This is a genomic window from Microbulbifer yueqingensis, assembly GCF_900100355.1.
Taxonomy (GTDB): domain Bacteria; phylum Pseudomonadota; class Gammaproteobacteria; order Pseudomonadales; family Cellvibrionaceae; genus Microbulbifer; species Microbulbifer yueqingensis.
In genome coordinates, this window is sequence record NZ_FNFH01000005.1 from 157,992 (window position 1) to 173,310 (window position 15,319).

The window sequence follows — 15,319 nt, forward strand, 5'->3', positions numbered from 1 at the left end:
GGCACTGGTCACAGGCATGTTCAGGGTAGCTGCTGGTCCACCTGGCTCAGGGCGCTGTGATCCATCGACAGGGCGGGCGCCTCACAGCTGGCATCACCAATTACCCGGGCGGGCACCCCGGCCACCAGCTTCTTGGCCGGTACCGACTTCAGCACCACACTGCCCGAGGCCACCTGGGCGCACCGGCCGATCTCGATATTGCCAAGCACCTTGCTGCCGGCGCCGATCAGGACTCCCTCGCGCACCTTCGGGTGGCGGTCACCGCCCTCCTTGCCTGTGCCGCCCAGGGTGACCGACTGCATGATGGACACGTTGTTTTCCACCACTGCGGTCTCGCCGATCACGATGCCGGTGGCGTGATCCAGCAGTATGCCCTCCCCCAGGGTTGCCGCCGGGTGAATGTCCACGCTGAACACCACCGAGATGCGGTGCTGCAGGAACAGCGCCAGCGAGCGTCGCTGCTGCTGCCACAACCAGTGGGCCACGCGCCAGGCCTGCAGGGCGTGGAAGCCTTTGAAATAGAGAAACGGCTCGTACAGGGAACGACAGGCAGAATCCCGCTGCTGGACCGCCTGGAGATCGGCACGGGCAGCGTGGCCGATGGCCGGGTCCGCAGCCAGCGCCTCGTCGATCACCTCGCGGATCAGCAATGCCTGCGCCACCGGGCTATCGAGCTTGTTGGCCAGGTGAAAGCTGAGCGCCGACTCCAGCGTGACGTGATTCAGGATGGTGGCGTGCAGGAAGCTGGCGAGGATTGGCTCCCGCTCAGCCTGCCGGGCCACATCGGCGCGGATCTGCTGCCACAGGGCATCGCCCTGCTTGTCATGAGTATCGAGTTGATGGACTTCCATCGGTTCTTATCGCTCCTTGCCGGCGCCGGGGGCACCGTTGGTCGTTTTGGTCAGACCGCGCCCAGGGTCAGCGGTGGCTCCATCAGGGCCGACTGCTGCTGGCGCAGGCCGAGGATATGCTCCGCCCAGTAGCGCGGGGTGTTGAACCAGGGGAACGCCATCGGGAACGCCGGGTCCTGCCAGCGCCGTGCCAGCCAGGCCGCGTGGTGCATCTGCCGCAGGCAGCGCAGGGGCTCTACCAGTTGCAACTCTTGAGGGTTAAACGGGCAAAAAGTTTCGTAACCCTCGATGATCGCATCCAGGGAGGCGGTCTGGTCGGCGCGGCCGCCCGACAGCAGCATCCAGATATCCTGGATTGCGGGGCCACTAAGGCAGTCGTCCAGGTCGACAAACCAGGGGGTCTCGTCGCGCCACAGGAAGTTGCCCGCGTGGCAGTCGCCATGTAGCCGGATTGTAGTCCAGTCCCGCTCGAACAGCGGCGCGATCTGCTCGATGATGTGCGCAGTAACCGTGGCGTAGGCCTCGCGGTTTTCCCGCGGCAGGAAGTCGCCCGCCAGGATGAATTCGCGACTATCGATGGCGAAATGCTGGAGGGTGAGCGCCGGACGATGCTCGAAGGGCTTGGCCCGCCCCACCGCGTGAATGCGCCCAAGCATGGTCCCCACCTGCTCGAGATGCTCGAAATTATCCAGCTCCACCTGGCGCCCCCCGCGGCGGGGAAACAACGCAAAGCGGAAACCCTGTGACTCCATCAGGGTGCGCCCGTCGAATTCGAGTGGGGCCACTACCGGGATTTCGGCGGCGGCGAGTTCGAGGGTGAAAGTGTGCTCCTCGACGATCTGCGCGTCGGTCCAGCGCTCGGGGCGGTAAAACTTGGCGATGAGTGGTTCGCCGCCCTCGATTCCCACCTGGTAGACACGGTTTTCATAGCTGTTGAGCGGGAAGATCCGCGCGTCCGACAGCAGGCCGGTGGTTTCCACGCAGTCGATGACCACGTCTGGTGTAAGGGCTTCGTAGGGATGATGGGACTGGGACATAGGGGATAGCGCCTGGGTGACAGGCACCTATGCTAACTTGGCCCCCGCAGCGAGGACAAACGTCGCCGCACCTTTCGCGTCGACGCCGTTAACGGCGGTCGGGCCGGGCCCGCGACAGCACAGCTAACTTGCTGCACTTCGCCCGGCCGGGCATCCTTGCCCCACCGACCCCGGCCGGGAAATTCAAGCTGACAGGAAGCCGCCATGCCAACCGGACCCTACAGGAGCCATGTTGCCGCCCTCGCCCTGCTCTCCATCCTGGCCTCGCTGCCGGCCTGCGACCGGGCGCAGCCACCTTCCGCCGGGGATCAGGCCGCCGGGAGCCGGGCCAGCGCGCCTGCAAACAGCGAGCTCACGTCCGAACTCGAGACATTTGAACGGCAGGCAGAGAACTGCACCGGCGACCAAGAATGTGCGTCCGTCTCCGTCACCCGCGAGGTATTCGCACAGCGGCCAGCACTGAACAGGGCGGTAATGCGCCGGCTGCTTGTGCAGCTCCGGGGGGAAAGCGAAGGCGGGAACGAGGGAGCGGCAGGCAACCTGGAGGAAATTGCCAGACAGTTCCTCGCCGAGGCCGCCGAAGTGGCTGAGGTAAGCAGCGCCGGCTGGCTCCTCAGCGGAGAAGCCCGGCGCCTGGACCGGCGCGGCAATCTGCTGACCGTGGAAATAAACAGTTACCGCTACACCGGCGGGGCCCACGGCATGCCGTCGGTGGAGTGGTTCAACTGGGACCTGGCCGCCGACAAACATATACCCCTGCGGGAACTCATAGCCGGCGGCGCGGAACAGGTATTCTGGGAACGCGCGCGGGAGGCGCACGGGCGGTGGCTCGAGCAGCAGAGCGAGATGGATCCCGGGTCGGGGGAAATATGGCCCTTCCAGCGCACCGGGAACTTTCGCTTCGGTGATGACGGCCTTGTCTTGCTGTATGACGTGTACGCACTGGGGCCCTATGCGATGGGCCCGGTGAAGCTCACCATTCCATGGCAGGAGCTCAGGGGAGTGATAGACGATCGCTTCCTGCCGCCACAATAAAGCCCCGGGCGCGGGCACCGGGATTATCCCTGCGCCGGCCAGCCAGCCCCTGCCGCTCAGCTACCGCCGGGAGCGGCTTTTCGCATCACGTAACCCAGCACCAGCGCCAGCACCAGCAGTGCCGGCACATCCCCCAGCAGGTTCGCCCGCTCGGTACTGTCGACAAGCGCCTGCACCAGCATGATCAGGCCGTGCACGACACTCGACCAGACGGTAAACCAGATCAGGCTGGCGTTGGCGAGCGGGTCCCTGGCGGCGCGGATCAGGAAGACCCCCAGCGTCGCATAGACGCCCATGATCATCTGCTCGTACTCATACTGGCGCGGCGTCCAGCCCCAGCCCTCGGGCCATACCCACATCATCATGGCGTAGATACCGAAGATGAAGAACAGCCCCGTAATCACCAGGAGTGCCCGTAACAGTCCCAGCCAGCTTCCCTGCGACATCGATCTCTCCCTGTCTTTAGGTTTACGGTGGCCTGTGCCCGCCCTCAGGCATCGACCTGCTCGCGCTCCCCGTGATACTGCGCCGCAGCTGCCGCCTTCTGTTCACGCAGGTAGCCGTGCAGGATTTCCGCATCCAGGCCGTGCAGCATCAGGCGGTAACCCGCCTGCAAAGTGGTATGCGGCACCATCGGGTGGCGGTTACTGACCAGCGAGAGGGCAGTGCCATCGTTCAGCAATTTACCAATATAGATTGATATGGTTTCGTCCAGCTGCAAAGAATTACTCGCCCGCCAGAAATCGTGATCGGAAAGGAATAGTGCGTACAGCGGCGTGTAAAGTTCGATTGCCGTCTGCAGGTCGAGAACATTGGTGACATGGCCGCCACCGGGCTCGATATCAAACTCAGCGGCTGAAATTGCACTGAAATCCAGCGAGCGCGCGGGCTGCATTTCCCTGCCCTGCTCTGCCAATTGCTGGTTCAATTCGCCGATAAAGTTGTAAATATTGAGATCGTGGATCAGGAAGGTGTCATCCAGCAGATCCTCGAGGCTTCGTGGCCTTAGTGGCCGCGTACTCTTGATCCGGACACCGCCGACATTGTCGGCGATGAACTGCAGCAATTCGGTACCAATATTGAAATGACGCAGGATCAGGTAATTTGCGTCACGCCGCACGAGGTACTTCAGCCCCCAGTAAATAGTGCGATGTAGCAGCCGTGATGAGTGCCATCGCTCCGGGATAACCAGCCTCAGCAGTTGCACCAGGACGATGCTGAGTCTCGCCAGCGGACGCACCACGGGCAGAAGCAGGCGGCGCGACCAGGTGTTATGCCCGGCCAACAACGCCCGCTTGGCGCCATCATGGATCGGCAGGCTGCGGTCCAGGTTCAGCACCAGCCATGGATTCGGGTCGGAATGATTGAGCGTTGCCTGGTCGAATTCGCTGTCCCAGCTCATCAGTAGTTCCCCAGCTCTTCCAGTTGCAGCAGGTAGAGGCGACCGGTCACCCGCGCTGTTCTTGCGATGCGCTCCGCGACACGCGGAGAGTCCAGCAACTCCGTCTCGAACAGGTCCAGCAGTTGTTGCAGGTGGTCCTCATCATGCTCGGCATGGTAGCGGTAAAAACTGACCTGGTCCTCCCGCAACTGCAGGTGCCGCTGCAGTGCGCTGGCGAATATCCCGGCGAAGTGCTTGCCGAGCCCCTCGATAATAAACATGGACCCGAGCAGGTCGACGGGATTGGGTTGCGTGGCACGCTGCATCATCCAGGCAGACAGGGCAGAGGCGCCAATGTTCTTGCGGCCATTACGCAGGGCCTGGAGGTCTCCACCCACGGCCTGGAAGTCCTGCTCGAGCATCAGGTAATCGCGATGCTCGGTACCTGCATGGCGAAGGAACTGGGACCGCAGGCGGAGATGCTGGCGGTCGAGCGAGGACGCCGCCCGTGAAATCCAGCAGGCTCCATCAAGTACCTGCTGGTAATGGTCGTGCAGTAATTGCCGGTAGTCCTCCAGGCGGATGGAACCGCGCAGGGCCCGCGAAATTATCGCGACCTGGACCAGGCGACTTTCGAAATCGGCCCAGATCCGGCCGAGTTCGCGGATCAGGCGCTGCCCTTGTGTGACTTCTGTTTCCATGGATTACACCACCGTCAGGCACATGAAGGCCGCCAGGCAGCGGCCGCTTTCAGGGACAAAACACAGGATCTTTTCGCCGCTGTGCAGTGGCTTTTCACGCAGCAGGCTGTCGATCAGCAGGAATATTGAAGCGGCGCCGACATTCCCCACCCGGTCCTGATGGTTGTGCCAGCGTTCCGCAGGAATCATTGCACCTGCTTTCTCGAGCAGGCTTTGCATCCGCTGCCCCAGGGAACGCGCTGAATAGTGTGGCAGGAAGTAACCCACCTGCGCGGGCTCGAGGCCATGCTTCTCCAGCAGTTCGAGGTAATATCCCACCCAGACCGGGAACATCTGTTCGAGCAGGACAAAGTCCTGGCGAAGCGGGAAAGCACCCTGGTCAAGAGCGGCCGCGGGCGAGCCGAGGTGCGCCCAAGGGACCGGCGCACCGTCGCGGCCCGCCACGGCCCCTGCTGACATGCAAATCGGGAAGCGATCGGCAAAAGACCGCTGTTCAATCCAGTCTATTCGCAGGCAGGGCCGTGATGGCTCGGGCGCGGTCTCGAGCAGTAGCGCACCAGCGCCATCCGACAGGGTCCAGCGGAGGAATTCATACTGAAATGCTTCCTCTACACTGGCCTGAGCGAAGTCAATCGAGCGATAGAATTCTGGCTGGAACCAGCGGCTGGAAAACTCGCTGCCACAAGCGGCTGCGACCCGCTGCTCCCCCGTGCGGAGGGCCTGAAAGGAGGATTTGATGGCCATCATGCTGCTGCCGCATACGCTCTGGAATGAGGCGAGCTCCAGCGCTCCAGCACCCAGCTCGGCGTGAACGGCACTGGCGTGCCCGGGCACCAACATGTCGCCCTGCGTGGTACTCGCCGCCAGGAAATCCAGCGCAGCGGGCTCCAGCCTGGCCTGGTCACAGGCCGCCGCCACGGCACGGGCCGCCATGCCGGCGTTGGTAAAGCGGTAATTGCCTTCTGCATCGATGGCGTAGTGGCGTTGCCGGATACCGTTCTGGCGCAAAGTCGCGGATTTGAGCTTGCCACTGTGCCCACCGAGCAGGCCGATACGTGATTCCATTTCCCGGTTGCCCACCGGTGCTCCCGGCAGGAAACTCCCACTACCGGTAATAAAGACTTCCTGCATTTCTTGTGCTTATTTGTAATTTCCTGGCCCGCCAGAATACCGGAAAATCCCGACCGACCTCTAATCGACAGTAACGGGCATCAAATGATGTGAGAGGCGGGCCTCAGGTGAGCCCTTCGGACAGGTCCGGTACGTGGCAGACCACTTCGATATTGTTGCCATCGGGATCGAGCACATAGGCGGCGTAATAGTGCTCGTGATATTCGGGCCGCAGGCCGGGTGCGCCGTTGTCCTTGCCGCCGGCCTGCAGGGCCACGCGGTGGAATTCCCCCACCGTATCGCGGTCTTCGGCGCGGAAGGCGAGGTGAACTGGCGGGGCCATGCTGGTTCCCCCGACAATCCACAGGCTGGGGCGATCGGCCCAGCCGAAACCCGCCCAGCCGGAGTACTCGAGTATCAGTTCGTAGCCCAGCGGGGCCAGCGCAAGGCGAAAGAAATCCTTGCTGCGGTCATAGCTGTGCACGTGAATGCCAACGTGGTCGAGCATGGGCGATTCCTCGCTGCCGGGTAGGGAAATGCCCGAAGTGTAGCCGATCCGGCCACACCTGGATTTGCCTCAGGAACCTCCGCCGCCATGCGACCACTCCCGGCGCAGTAGCCCGTAGATGATGGCGTCCTGGAAGCCATCCTCCTCCAGGTAGCGCTCCCGCAGCAGGCCCTCCCGCGTGAAACCCTGCTTCTCCAGCAGGCGGATGGAGGGGGTGTTGCGCGGGTCGACGTCGGCTTCTATCCGGTGCATGTCCAGTTGGCCGAATGCGAAATCCAGCAGGGGCCGCACTGCTCGCACCATGACACCCCGGCCGCGGCGCGCCGGATCCAGGGCAAAACCTATCTCCGCATGGCGATTGTCCCGGTTGATCCCGGCGAGGGTGCAGGTCCCCACAAGCTGTCCGTCCAGTTCGACGCCCCACTGGTAGAGGCTTCCCTCCTGGAATCCCTCGACGATCGACTGCAGGAACAGCTCAGCCTCTGTCCGCGACCGCAGGCGGGAGATGGCCATGAAGCGAACCACCTCCGGGTCGCCGAACAGGGCCAGCAGCGCTGGCAGGTCGGCCTCCTCGAGCCAACGTAACTGCACTCCGTCGCCCTCCAGGGTCGGGAGCCGCGACTGTAAACGGTCCGGGTTCATAACAGCACCATCGTCAGGGGAGTACCAGCCATCGCCACAGGCCGTAGGCTGCCACTCCCGCGCCAAAGAGAAACTGCGCCAGCAAGAGCGCACGGATGGCGAACGTGAAACGTACAATCGTCCCGCGTTCCTCCGTGTCACGGGTGAACAGCCGCGCCTGCGGCGGCAGGTCCTGCTCAACCAGCTTGAGTCCCGGCTTGGCGAGCGCCATCAGCTGGCGACTGCGGGCATCCACCAGCCAGAAGACGCAACAGAGGATCAGGACAAAACCGCCCAGCAGCGTGAGAATCAGCGGGTGGAATCCTTTCTCCACCGCAGTAAAAATACCGCCCTCGGCAAAAATCGACAGCACCACGAAGAAATTGAATGCCTTGAGGCGCTGCTCGGCGGTAAAGCGGTAGTGATCGCAGAGGTACTGTTGCTGGTTCAGTGCGTCCATTTACTGGCGGCTCGGTCCCTGAAAAAAACAGAAACCTTTTTACCTTATTTTTGCCCCGGGCGCACACGCGTGGCGTAGGGGCGGGAACCGCCATCGCGGCCGCACTGTTACTCCCTACCCTCCAGCCAGGCTTCCGCAGCGCCTCTTTGTGCGCGGGGAAATGCCCGGATTTCGAGGCCCGGCATCAGCTTTCCCTCCAGCTCACTCAATGTCTTCAGCCAGCGCTCGTCTGTCAGCACCGCTGCCCGCTGGAACTTGCCGATAAAACGGAGCATCGACGGCAGGCGCGACAACTCTATCGCGATGGCGGCCGGCGTTGGCAGATGGTAATCAATTACATCAAACAGCATCTTGCCGGCGTGAATGCCGTGGGACTTTTCCAGCAGCTCATCCAGCGCCTGCTGCATGTCCCGGGACCCCAGCCTGCCGCTCATCTCGATATCGAGGCGGTCCGGACCGTTCCGTATCACCCTGAGCACTGTAATCTCCCTGAAGTAATTTCCTTCCTGCCAGCATGCAGGGGTATTTTGCAGGCCCGCCGCTAGGCGGACTCTGCTGTCCCACTTTCCGGGGCGTCCCTGCGTTGTGCAGGCGCGCGCCCGGAAAATACTTTACGCAACAGGGCAGTGCCGCGTCGCCAGCCGAGTATGCTCTGGGCTGCCACGACCCCGCCGAACATCGCGCCCGCCACGCCACAGCTCATGATGTCCTGCCCGGTCAGGTAGAGACCGCGGATGCGGGTCCGCGGGCGCAGCCAGCCCTGCTCGAAGCGTGCCGGGTCGTGGTCGAGGCCGTAGATCTCGCCGCGCGGGTAGTCGCAGAACCAAGCGGTGGAAAGCGGCGTGGAAAGTTCGCAGTAATCGATCTCACCGCGCAACTGGGGGAAATGGCGATAGAGGTGCTCCAGCAGGCGGGTGCTGAACCGTTCTTTCACCTCATCATAATCCTTACCGCGCTTGCCCCATGGCTGGTCTTTCCACTGCTCGAACCATTCGTATTTGCCGGGGGCGACTATCTCGATGGTGGCCCGGCCGGGGTAGCGCTGGTTGAAACTGGGATCCTTGGCTGAAGGGAAGGAGATATAAACGAGGGGTATTTCGGCATCGCTGTCGGCAAGGAACTTCTCGACATCACCCTCATAATCCCTGCTCGGGTAAACCCAGTAATTGGTTTTCGGCAGGCCCAGCTCCCCGGCGGTCTTGCGCAGGCCGATATACAGGCACAGGTGCGCCATCGACGGCTGCACGGAGGCAAGCTCACGGTCGTAACCGGCAGCCGCGGTCGCGCTGTGGGGCAGCAGTCGCTCGAAAGTATTGAAGACACCCGCACCGGACACCACTAGCGGCGCCTCTATTTCGGTGCCGTCAGCCATGCGCACACCACAAGCCCGGTTTCCGTCGAGCAGGATTGTCTCCACGCGCGCATAGGTAAACACCTCACCACCGGCGGCCTGTATCTGTGGAATGATGGTTTCGGCAATTCGGCTGGCGCCGCCGACGGGGTAAAAACCGCCGTAGAGATAGTGCTTCACGATCAGGGCGTGGATGATAAAGCTGCCGGTGGCGGGCGTCATTCCGTTATCGCCCCACTGCCCGGTGAGTACCGCAATCAGCTCATCGTTGTCGGTTAGCTCACGCAACACCTCGTAGGTGGTGCGGTTGAGATATGCCGGCAGTCGCCATTTTTTCAGCAGTGCCATCAATGGCGCACACCAGCGGGGCAGCAGTTTTTCCATGGTGATAAACGGCATGGCTTTCCCCACGGCCATCACCCGTTCCAGGTAGGCGTCCAGCGTCCGTTCCTCGCCGGGGAAACGCCGCAACAGTTCGGCCCGGAAGTTTTCCGGGCCGGCGCGCAGGTCGTACTGTTCTTCGCCCAGGCAGATCCGGTCGTAGGTCTCATCCATGGGCGCCCATTCGAGCCGGCCGGCCGAGAGGAAATCGAACAGGCGGCGGGTCATGGTCGGGTGGTCGCCCACATCACCGATGTAATGGACGCCCACATCCCACTCGTAGCCGTTGCGGTCATAGGCATGGGTAAAGCCGCCGGCGGTATAGTGCTGCTCCAGTACCAGAACTTTTTTGCCCGCCTCACTCAGCAGCGCCGCCGTGGTCAGGCTGCCGATACCGGAGCCGACCAGGATGGCATCGTAGGGACCGTCGAGACGATTGGCGCGATAGCGCCGCCCGATGCGCAGGCGGCTGGGTTTGGGGGCGTTGCTGGCGATCATGCCGGATTCGGCCATGGGGACCTCGGCTGGTTATTGTTATTGCCGATAACATACCCCCTGTCCCCGAGGCCTGCAATTGCCAGATTGCGACAACCCCCTTGACCCGGCCCCCTTGCCCTGGCACTGCTACCGCTGGGGATCGGCGTGCGGCTCGTCAGCCACCGGCTTCCTCCCCCACTGCTGGTAGCGGCCGGTGGCGGCCCAGGCCAGCAGGGCGAACCAGGCAATCCAGGAAGCGATGGCCGGGATGCAGGCGAGAAATATCTTCCCCGCGTGGCGGCGATTCGCTACCAGCGCCACCAGGGCCGGCAGGAACCAGACCACCAGGAAAAATAGTGCAAACAACAGCCCCTTGAGCAGCCCCATGGACTGCAGGGCCTGCCAGAGGTTTTGTACCAGCGTTTCGATCTCATTCATCATGCCTTCCCCCGGATTACATAGGCCCGGCCGGCTGGTTTCGGGGTCCGTGCAATGTGCTGGTGCGGCTGTAGGGTGACAACCCGTAACCCCACACCGTGATGGGGCGCATTATGCCCGGGACGCTCCGCCAGCCCCGCCATCGCGACCGGCACAATCATTGCCGGCAGAATTCCCAGCCAGATAACGGATCGATTTATTCTCATGGTCTGCTCCTCGATAAAGACGTATCCCTACAGTCCCAACGAAAAAACAAACCTTACAAATAACTTCATAATTTAATGGCCGAGAGCCTCGATCACCCGCTTTTCGCGATCGGTCTGGCGCCATACCACCAGGCTCCAGGCAACCATGATCACTGTCACTACCAGAGCGGTCAGCAGCGCACTGGGCGAGAACAGGTTAAAGCCTGTATCCAGGCCCGCGAACCTTTCGGCCAGTTCCCAGAGAATAAAAAGCGAGACCTCCACGAAATATAACAACCAGGCAAAGCGGACGCCCCTGCGCCGGCGCTTGAGGCGCAACAGGGCGAGTTCGGTATAGGCCTGCACTGTTTCGCCCTGTGGTTGCTGCAACCCGCGGCGATTGCTGATCGAAAAATTCAGGGCCCATATCACCAGCAGCAGGATTACCGTGGCAAGCAGGATGTTCTCTGTGGATGCTGCAGAGAAGAGCCGTACCAGGGCAAACGTCACCAGCGCAATCGCCACCAGCCACTCGAGAACCGTATTGATGCGAAGCCAGCGCTCCTGCCGGCGCACACGCTGGATAATCTCATTCCCCGCGGGTGTTTCCGGGGACTGCTCCTGCCATAGACACTCCAGCTCGGACCAGTCATCCGCCAGATCACGGGCCAGGTCTTCACTCTGCTGATGGCGATCATCGTTCACTGTGTTTCCCCAACCGATTCGATAGCCGCTGGCGGGCACGGTTGAGCCGTACCGCCACATTGGACTCACTGATTCCCAGGACTTCGGCGATCTCACTGTAACCAAGCCCTTCCAGCCGCAGGCTGATAACCTGGCGCAGCCCCAGCGGCAATGCCTGTACCGCCGCTTGAAGCCGCTCCGACTTGCGCTGCCCCGCCAACCTCTCGGCCGGCCCCGGCGCACTGTCCGCCACGCCCTCCAGCAACACATCATCCGCTTCCGGTCGCCGCCGGGCCAGTTCGGTGACACTGCGGTTGTGGGCAATGCGGAAGATGAAGGTTTTCACGCTGGCCTCGCCCCGAAAACCCGGCAGGGCCCGCCAGATGGCCAGCCAGATATCCTGCAACAGGTCGTCTCGCTCCTCCGGGGTGCGGGTATAGGTGCCCGCGACACGGGCAATGCCCCCACCGTAATCACTGATTAGCTGCTGAAACTGCTCACTGCGGGCCTTCAAGGCTGCTCCTTAACCCCATCCTGGTGTCATCCGGTTCTACAGTACCGGCGGCAGCAAAAAGATTACAGAAATTTTCCCGGCCCGACGCAGCCCGGTTCGCCCCGGCCGGGAAGCAGCTGGCTACACTGCTGGGGCAACAAGTGATGAACCGGAGAAAGCTATCATGAAGACCCTCTATACCGCTGTCGCTACCGCCACCGGTGGCCGTGACGGCGAGGCCAAATCGTCCGACGGCAAACTGGCAGTCAAACTGGATGTACCCGAGGAGATGGGCGGCAGTGGTGGCGACGGTACCAACCCGGAGCAGATGTTTGCCGCTGGTTATGCCGCCTGTTTTATCGGCGCAATGAAATTCGTCGCCGACAAGGAGAAGCAGGAAGTGCCCGACGACACCTCGGTGCGGGCGGAAGTCGGGATTGGTCCCAAGGACAAGGGCTTCGGCCTGGATATCGACCTGCACGTGAGCCTGCCGGGCATGGACGCGGACACCGCAGAGAAAATTGCCAACCGGGCCCACGAGGAAGTGTGCCCTTATTCCAACGCCACCCGGGGCAATGTGGATGTGCGGCTGCATGTGAAAACCTGAAGGGGGTTAGCAGCACCCGCATCTCGCCCGGCCCCGATCAGGCACATTTGCGAGAGTTCTACGGGGCTTATCCCGGCCGTCCCACCCGGGGTCGGCAAGTTCGGCAGCGGCAGAATCCCGCAATAACCTTGCAGGATCCGGATACCGCCATTCCCGCTCCCCGGCCACAATGACTTCAGCAAAATCCGTGCGCAACCGCTCCCGCTGCAAGACTGGCGCACCTGGCGCCAGCCGCTCGAGCGGGAGAAGGGACACGGTTGCCGGTATCGACAAAAACTGGGCATGCCGGCATGCGGGACGGTTCACATAACGGGAAATTTTTCCCACACAGGTGAAACCATTGGGCGGCTGGGGCGCTCAAACGCCGTACATCCCTGTCGACAGGAGGAAAACAATGCAAGCGAGCCCGGGTAAAACCCTACCGTCGTGGAGGAAACTGCTGAATGCGTGGCCGTCACTGCTTCTGCTGGCAGCCACGGTCCTGTTTACCGCCCTGCCGGCGCTCTCCGCGGCGCACTAGCCGGCCCCCCTAAAAATTCCACTATGTGAGCCTGCATTGCTGCAAGTGCCTGTTCGAGCAGTTACCTCGCTGCCGCGATGCGCACAGCCGGTAGCACCTGCACGAACCGGGCAGCTATTTCGAAGCCACTCCATTGGCAATCTGGAAACCGATGCGCGCGGCGGTGCGGGCCGCGTGGTCCTCGATATCGAAATAGGGATTGAACTCGGCCATGTCCGCCAGGCATACCTTGCCGGAGTCGAGCACCGTATCCAGCAGGGGCTCGAACAATTCGAGCGGCACGCCCCGACCGGACGGCGCGCTGACTGCCGGCATCACTGAAGCCGGGAAGACATCCAGGCACACCGTCAGGTAGACGAAGTCCACGTTTTCGATAAAACCCGCTATCTGCTCGCGCACCCTGTCCAGGTTCCAGCTGGTGATCTCCCGGTCGCGGATGACCTTGGCTCCCAGCTCGTCGGCACGATTGTACAGAGCCGGTGTATTGGCATTGTCCGCGGCACCCACGCAGAGATAATTGAACGGCTTGCCGTTGATCTCGCACTGTTCTGCGATCTGGTAAAAGGGCGTGCCGGACGATCCCTTGGGCGCGGGTATACGCAGGTCCAGGTGGGCATCGAAGTTGATGATGCCGAGGGTCTCCTCCCGGTGCAGCTCGCGCATCCAGCGGGCAATGCCCTGGTAGCTGCCAAAGGCAATCTCGTGACCGCCGCCCAGCACCAGCGGGAAGTGCCCTCCCTCAAGCAACTCGGTAATGCGCGCCCCCAGCAGCGACTGCGCGGATTCCAGGTCCTCTTTTTCCACCCTCACATTACCGGCGTCGTATAGCGGCGTATCGAAGGTGGACGGCAGGTTGGCCATCGCCAGGCGCAGGATACGCGGCCCCTTGGCCGCGCCGATCCGGCCCTTGTTGCGGCGCACACCTTCGTCGGAGGAGAAGCCCAGGATGGCAATGCCCGGCGCGCTGTCGATGTGCAGCGGGGTAACCCGCTGGTGCCAGCGCTCACCCGCGCGGCCGTCCTCGCTATCGGTGCGGCCGCTCCACAGGCGCATATCAGCCAGCTGTAACATTTTGACCTCCAAAAAATATCGCGGCCGGTTTCAGGGCGCCGTACTCGTAGGCGAGCTGGTCCGGCGTCTCCATGGGCCAGAGCACCATGTCGGCGCGCAGGCCAGCCCGCAGCACGCCGCGGGAACAGCACAGCCCCAGGGCCCGCGCGGCAGAGCGGGTAACGCCGGCCAGCGCTTCTGCCGGGGTCAGGCCGAACAGGTTGCAGCCCATGTTCATCATAAGGCGCAGGGATGCGATCGGGCAGCTGCCCGGGTTCAGGTCGGTAGACAGCGCAATACTGACCCCCGAGGCGCGCAGCTTGTCCACCGGCGGCACGCGGGTCTCGCGCAGGGTGTAGAAGGCCCCGGGCAGCAGTACCGCGACGGTGCCGTTCTCGGCCATGGCCGCGACGTCCATGTCGGTAATGTACTCGATATGGTCAACCGACAGCGCCCCGGCCTGTGCCGCCATGCTGGTGGCGCCGGAGCTGCTCAGCTGTTCCGCGTGCGCCTTGACCGGGAGGTCGAGCTCCCGCGCACAGTCGATCACCCGCTGGCACTGCTCGACAGAAAAAGCGATGGATTCACAGAACATGTCGACGGCGTCCGCCAGCTGCTCCCGCGCCACCGCCGGCAGTATCTCCTCGCACACCAGGTCGATGTACTCGTCGGCGCGGCCGTCGTACTCCGGCGGCAGCGCGTGGGCCGCCAGGCAGGTGGTGACGATATCCACCGGGTAGTGTTGCGCCAGCCGGCGCGCGGTGCGCAGCTGTTTCAGTTCGGTATCCAGCTCAAGGCCGTAGCCGGATTTCACTTCGAGGGTGGTGACGCCCTCTGCCAGCAGCGCCCGCAGCCGGGGCTCGGCGGCGTGGTAGAGCTGCTCGGCGCTGGCTGCGCGGGTGGCGCGCACCGTCGACAGTATGCCGCCGCCGGAGCGGGCGACCTCCTCATAGCTCTCGCCGCCCAGGCGGCGGGCAAACTCCGAAGCCCGGTGGCCGCCGTAGACCAGGTGGGTATGGCAGTCCACGAGCCCCGGGGTGAGCCACTGGCCCTCGCCGTCGATAACCCGGTCAGCGGTACACTCCGGCAGCTCCCGGCGCGGGCCGATCCAGACGATCCGGCCACCGGTCACCGCCACCGCGGCATCCTCCACGGCACCGTAGCCACCGGGAATGGACGGGTCCATGGTGGCGGCGTGCAGGTTGGTCAACAGCAGGTCGCAGCGTTCAGTCATAGGTGTTCCGTTAGGCGGCTTTTTCAACCGCAATTCCCATTAACGATAGTTCGAATCCGGCGCTTGGCGCGCAGGGCATTCCTGCCCGCACCCGCACGACCGATACGCCGGCAATCTTGACAGGGGCCGGCGACAGATTCATAGTGACAACTTGTATATACAAGAATATACAAGCAAGAGATGCACTGTACCTGA

The 15,319-nt window shown here is 62.8% G+C and carries 18 protein-coding genes; 2 read left to right on the forward strand and 16 right to left on the reverse strand.

Annotated elements, in window-relative coordinates; genetic code table 11:
• Positions 1-20: 20 nt before the first annotated feature.
• Complete coding sequence (cysE, locus tag BLT26_RS12650; protein ID WP_091514846.1) at positions 21-851, reverse strand: serine O-acetyltransferase; 831 nt, start codon at positions 849-851, stop codon at positions 21-23.
• A gap of 50 nt (positions 852-901) precedes the next feature.
• Positions 902-1,888, reverse strand: coding sequence for a serine/threonine protein kinase (locus BLT26_RS12655; RefSeq protein ID WP_091514849.1), 987 nt, complete (start codon positions 1,886-1,888; stop codon positions 902-904).
• Between the two features lie 204 nt (positions 1,889-2,092).
• On the opposite strand from BLT26_RS12655, the gene BLT26_RS12660 reads away from it, so the two are divergent.
• The gene (locus tag BLT26_RS12660; RefSeq protein WP_091514851.1) at positions 2,093-2,923 is read left to right on the forward strand and encodes a DUF3298 and DUF4163 domain-containing protein; all 831 of its coding nucleotides are present in this window, start codon (positions 2,093-2,095) and stop codon (positions 2,921-2,923) included.
• A gap of 56 nt (positions 2,924-2,979) precedes the next feature.
• On the opposite strand, the gene BLT26_RS12665 is transcribed toward BLT26_RS12660, so the two are convergent.
• The 12 genes from BLT26_RS12665 to BLT26_RS12720 all read right to left on the reverse strand — a co-directional run bounded on the left by BLT26_RS12665 (position 2,980) and on the right by BLT26_RS12720 (position 11,734).
• Positions 2,980-3,369, reverse strand: a complete 390-nt coding sequence (locus tag BLT26_RS12665; protein ID WP_091514855.1) for a DUF6632 domain-containing protein — start codon at positions 3,367-3,369, stop codon at positions 2,980-2,982.
• A gap of 44 nt (positions 3,370-3,413) precedes the next feature.
• Positions 3,414-4,325: a DUF6999 family protein gene (locus tag BLT26_RS12670; protein WP_091514859.1), complete on the reverse strand. Its 912-nt coding sequence runs from the start codon at positions 4,323-4,325 to the stop codon at positions 3,414-3,416.
• Positions 4,325-5,005, reverse strand: coding sequence for an iron-containing redox enzyme family protein (locus BLT26_RS12675; protein WP_091514863.1), 681 nt, complete (start codon positions 5,003-5,005; stop codon positions 4,325-4,327). The genes BLT26_RS12670 and BLT26_RS12675 overlap by 1 nt, the downstream gene beginning before the upstream one ends.
• A gap of 3 nt (positions 5,006-5,008) precedes the next feature.
• Entirely contained in the window at positions 5,009-6,136 is a 1,128-nt protein-coding gene (locus BLT26_RS12680; protein WP_091514866.1) for a StlD/DarB family beta-ketosynthase, read from the reverse strand.
• Between the two features lie 103 nt (positions 6,137-6,239).
• Positions 6,240-6,623, reverse strand: a complete 384-nt coding sequence (locus BLT26_RS12685) for a VOC family protein (RefSeq protein WP_091514870.1) — start codon at positions 6,621-6,623, stop codon at positions 6,240-6,242.
• 69 nt (positions 6,624-6,692) lie between these two features.
• Positions 6,693-7,265 (reverse strand): GNAT family N-acetyltransferase, encoded by a 573-nt coding sequence (locus BLT26_RS12690; RefSeq protein WP_091514873.1) that lies wholly within the window; start codon positions 7,263-7,265, stop codon positions 6,693-6,695.
• A 13-nt stretch (positions 7,266-7,278) separates the two neighbouring features.
• The gene (locus BLT26_RS12695) at positions 7,279-7,704 is read right to left on the reverse strand and encodes a RipA family octameric membrane protein (RefSeq protein WP_245720703.1); all 426 of its coding nucleotides are present in this window, start codon (positions 7,702-7,704) and stop codon (positions 7,279-7,281) included.
• Positions 7,705-7,811: 107 nt separating this feature from the next.
• Positions 7,812-8,183, reverse strand: coding sequence for a SpoIIAA family protein (locus BLT26_RS12700; RefSeq protein ID WP_091514876.1), 372 nt, complete (start codon positions 8,181-8,183; stop codon positions 7,812-7,814).
• A gap of 62 nt (positions 8,184-8,245) precedes the next feature.
• Positions 8,246-9,949, reverse strand: a complete 1,704-nt coding sequence (locus BLT26_RS12705) for a phytoene desaturase family protein (protein WP_217631436.1) — start codon at positions 9,947-9,949, stop codon at positions 8,246-8,248.
• Positions 9,950-10,060: 111 nt separating this feature from the next.
• Positions 10,061-10,354 (reverse strand): hypothetical protein, encoded by a 294-nt coding sequence (locus BLT26_RS12710; protein ID WP_217631437.1) that lies wholly within the window; start codon positions 10,352-10,354, stop codon positions 10,061-10,063.
• 275 nt (positions 10,355-10,629) lie between these two features.
• Complete coding sequence (locus tag BLT26_RS12715; protein WP_091514880.1) at positions 10,630-11,241, reverse strand: hypothetical protein; 612 nt, start codon at positions 11,239-11,241, stop codon at positions 10,630-10,632.
• Entirely contained in the window at positions 11,231-11,734 is a 504-nt protein-coding gene (locus BLT26_RS12720) for an RNA polymerase sigma factor (protein ID WP_091514883.1), read from the reverse strand. The genes BLT26_RS12715 and BLT26_RS12720 overlap by 11 nt, the downstream gene beginning before the upstream one ends.
• 163 nt (positions 11,735-11,897) lie before the next feature.
• Between BLT26_RS12720 and BLT26_RS12725 the strand changes: the two genes are divergently transcribed.
• On the forward strand, positions 11,898-12,320 hold the full coding sequence (locus BLT26_RS12725) for an organic hydroperoxide resistance protein (RefSeq protein WP_091514885.1): 423 nt from the start codon (positions 11,898-11,900) through the stop codon (positions 12,318-12,320).
• 634 nt (positions 12,321-12,954) lie between these two features.
• Here BLT26_RS12725 and hutG read toward each other — a convergent pair.
• Both hutG and hutI read right to left on the reverse strand, forming a co-directional pair.
• The gene (hutG, locus tag BLT26_RS12730; RefSeq protein ID WP_091514888.1) at positions 12,955-13,911 is read right to left on the reverse strand and encodes a formimidoylglutamase; all 957 of its coding nucleotides are present in this window, start codon (positions 13,909-13,911) and stop codon (positions 12,955-12,957) included.
• The gene (hutI, locus tag BLT26_RS12735) at positions 13,895-15,124 is read right to left on the reverse strand and encodes an imidazolonepropionase (protein ID WP_091514891.1); all 1,230 of its coding nucleotides are present in this window, start codon (positions 15,122-15,124) and stop codon (positions 13,895-13,897) included. The genes hutG and hutI overlap by 17 nt, the downstream gene beginning before the upstream one ends.
• Between the last annotated feature and the right edge of the window lie 195 nt (positions 15,125-15,319).

Bases quoted from the DNA above. Each gene is read 5' to 3' on its own strand.
- BLT26_RS12655 (WP_091514849.1), bottom strand. From the start codon at position 1,888: ATGTCCCAGTCCCATCATCCCTACGAAGCCCTTACACCAGACGTGGTC.
- BLT26_RS12680 (WP_091514866.1), bottom strand. From the start codon at position 6,136: ATGCAGGAAGTCTTTATTACCGGTAGTGGGAGTTTCCTGCCGGGAGCA.
- BLT26_RS12685 (WP_091514870.1), bottom strand. From the start codon at position 6,623: ATGCTCGACCACGTTGGCATTCACGTGCACAGCTATGACCGCAGCAAG.
- BLT26_RS12670 (WP_091514859.1), bottom strand. From the start codon at position 4,325: ATGAGCTGGGACAGCGAATTCGACCAGGCAACGCTCAATCATTCCGAC.
- BLT26_RS12705 (WP_217631436.1), bottom strand. From the start codon at position 9,949: ATGGCCGAATCCGGCATGATCGCCAGCAACGCCCCCAAACCCAGCCGC.
- hutG (WP_091514888.1), bottom strand. From the start codon at position 13,911: ATGTTACAGCTGGCTGATATGCGCCTGTGGAGCGGCCGCACCGATAGC.
- cysE (WP_091514846.1), bottom strand. From the start codon at position 851: ATGGAAGTCCATCAACTCGATACTCATGACAAGCAGGGCGATGCCCTG.
- BLT26_RS12665 (WP_091514855.1), bottom strand. From the start codon at position 3,369: ATGTCGCAGGGAAGCTGGCTGGGACTGTTACGGGCACTCCTGGTGATT.
- BLT26_RS12725 (WP_091514885.1), top strand. From the start codon at position 11,898: ATGAAGACCCTCTATACCGCTGTCGCTACCGCCACCGGTGGCCGTGAC.
- BLT26_RS12710 (WP_217631437.1), bottom strand. From the start codon at position 10,354: ATGATGAATGAGATCGAAACGCTGGTACAAAACCTCTGGCAGGCCCTG.
- hutI (WP_091514891.1), bottom strand. From the start codon at position 15,124: ATGACTGAACGCTGCGACCTGCTGTTGACCAACCTGCACGCCGCCACC.
- BLT26_RS12660 (WP_091514851.1), top strand. From the start codon at position 2,093: ATGCCAACCGGACCCTACAGGAGCCATGTTGCCGCCCTCGCCCTGCTC.
- BLT26_RS12675 (WP_091514863.1), bottom strand. From the start codon at position 5,005: ATGGAAACAGAAGTCACACAAGGGCAGCGCCTGATCCGCGAACTCGGC.
- BLT26_RS12690 (WP_091514873.1), bottom strand. From the start codon at position 7,265: ATGAACCCGGACCGTTTACAGTCGCGGCTCCCGACCCTGGAGGGCGAC.
- BLT26_RS12695 (WP_245720703.1), bottom strand. From the start codon at position 7,704: ATGGACGCACTGAACCAGCAACAGTACCTCTGCGATCACTACCGCTTT.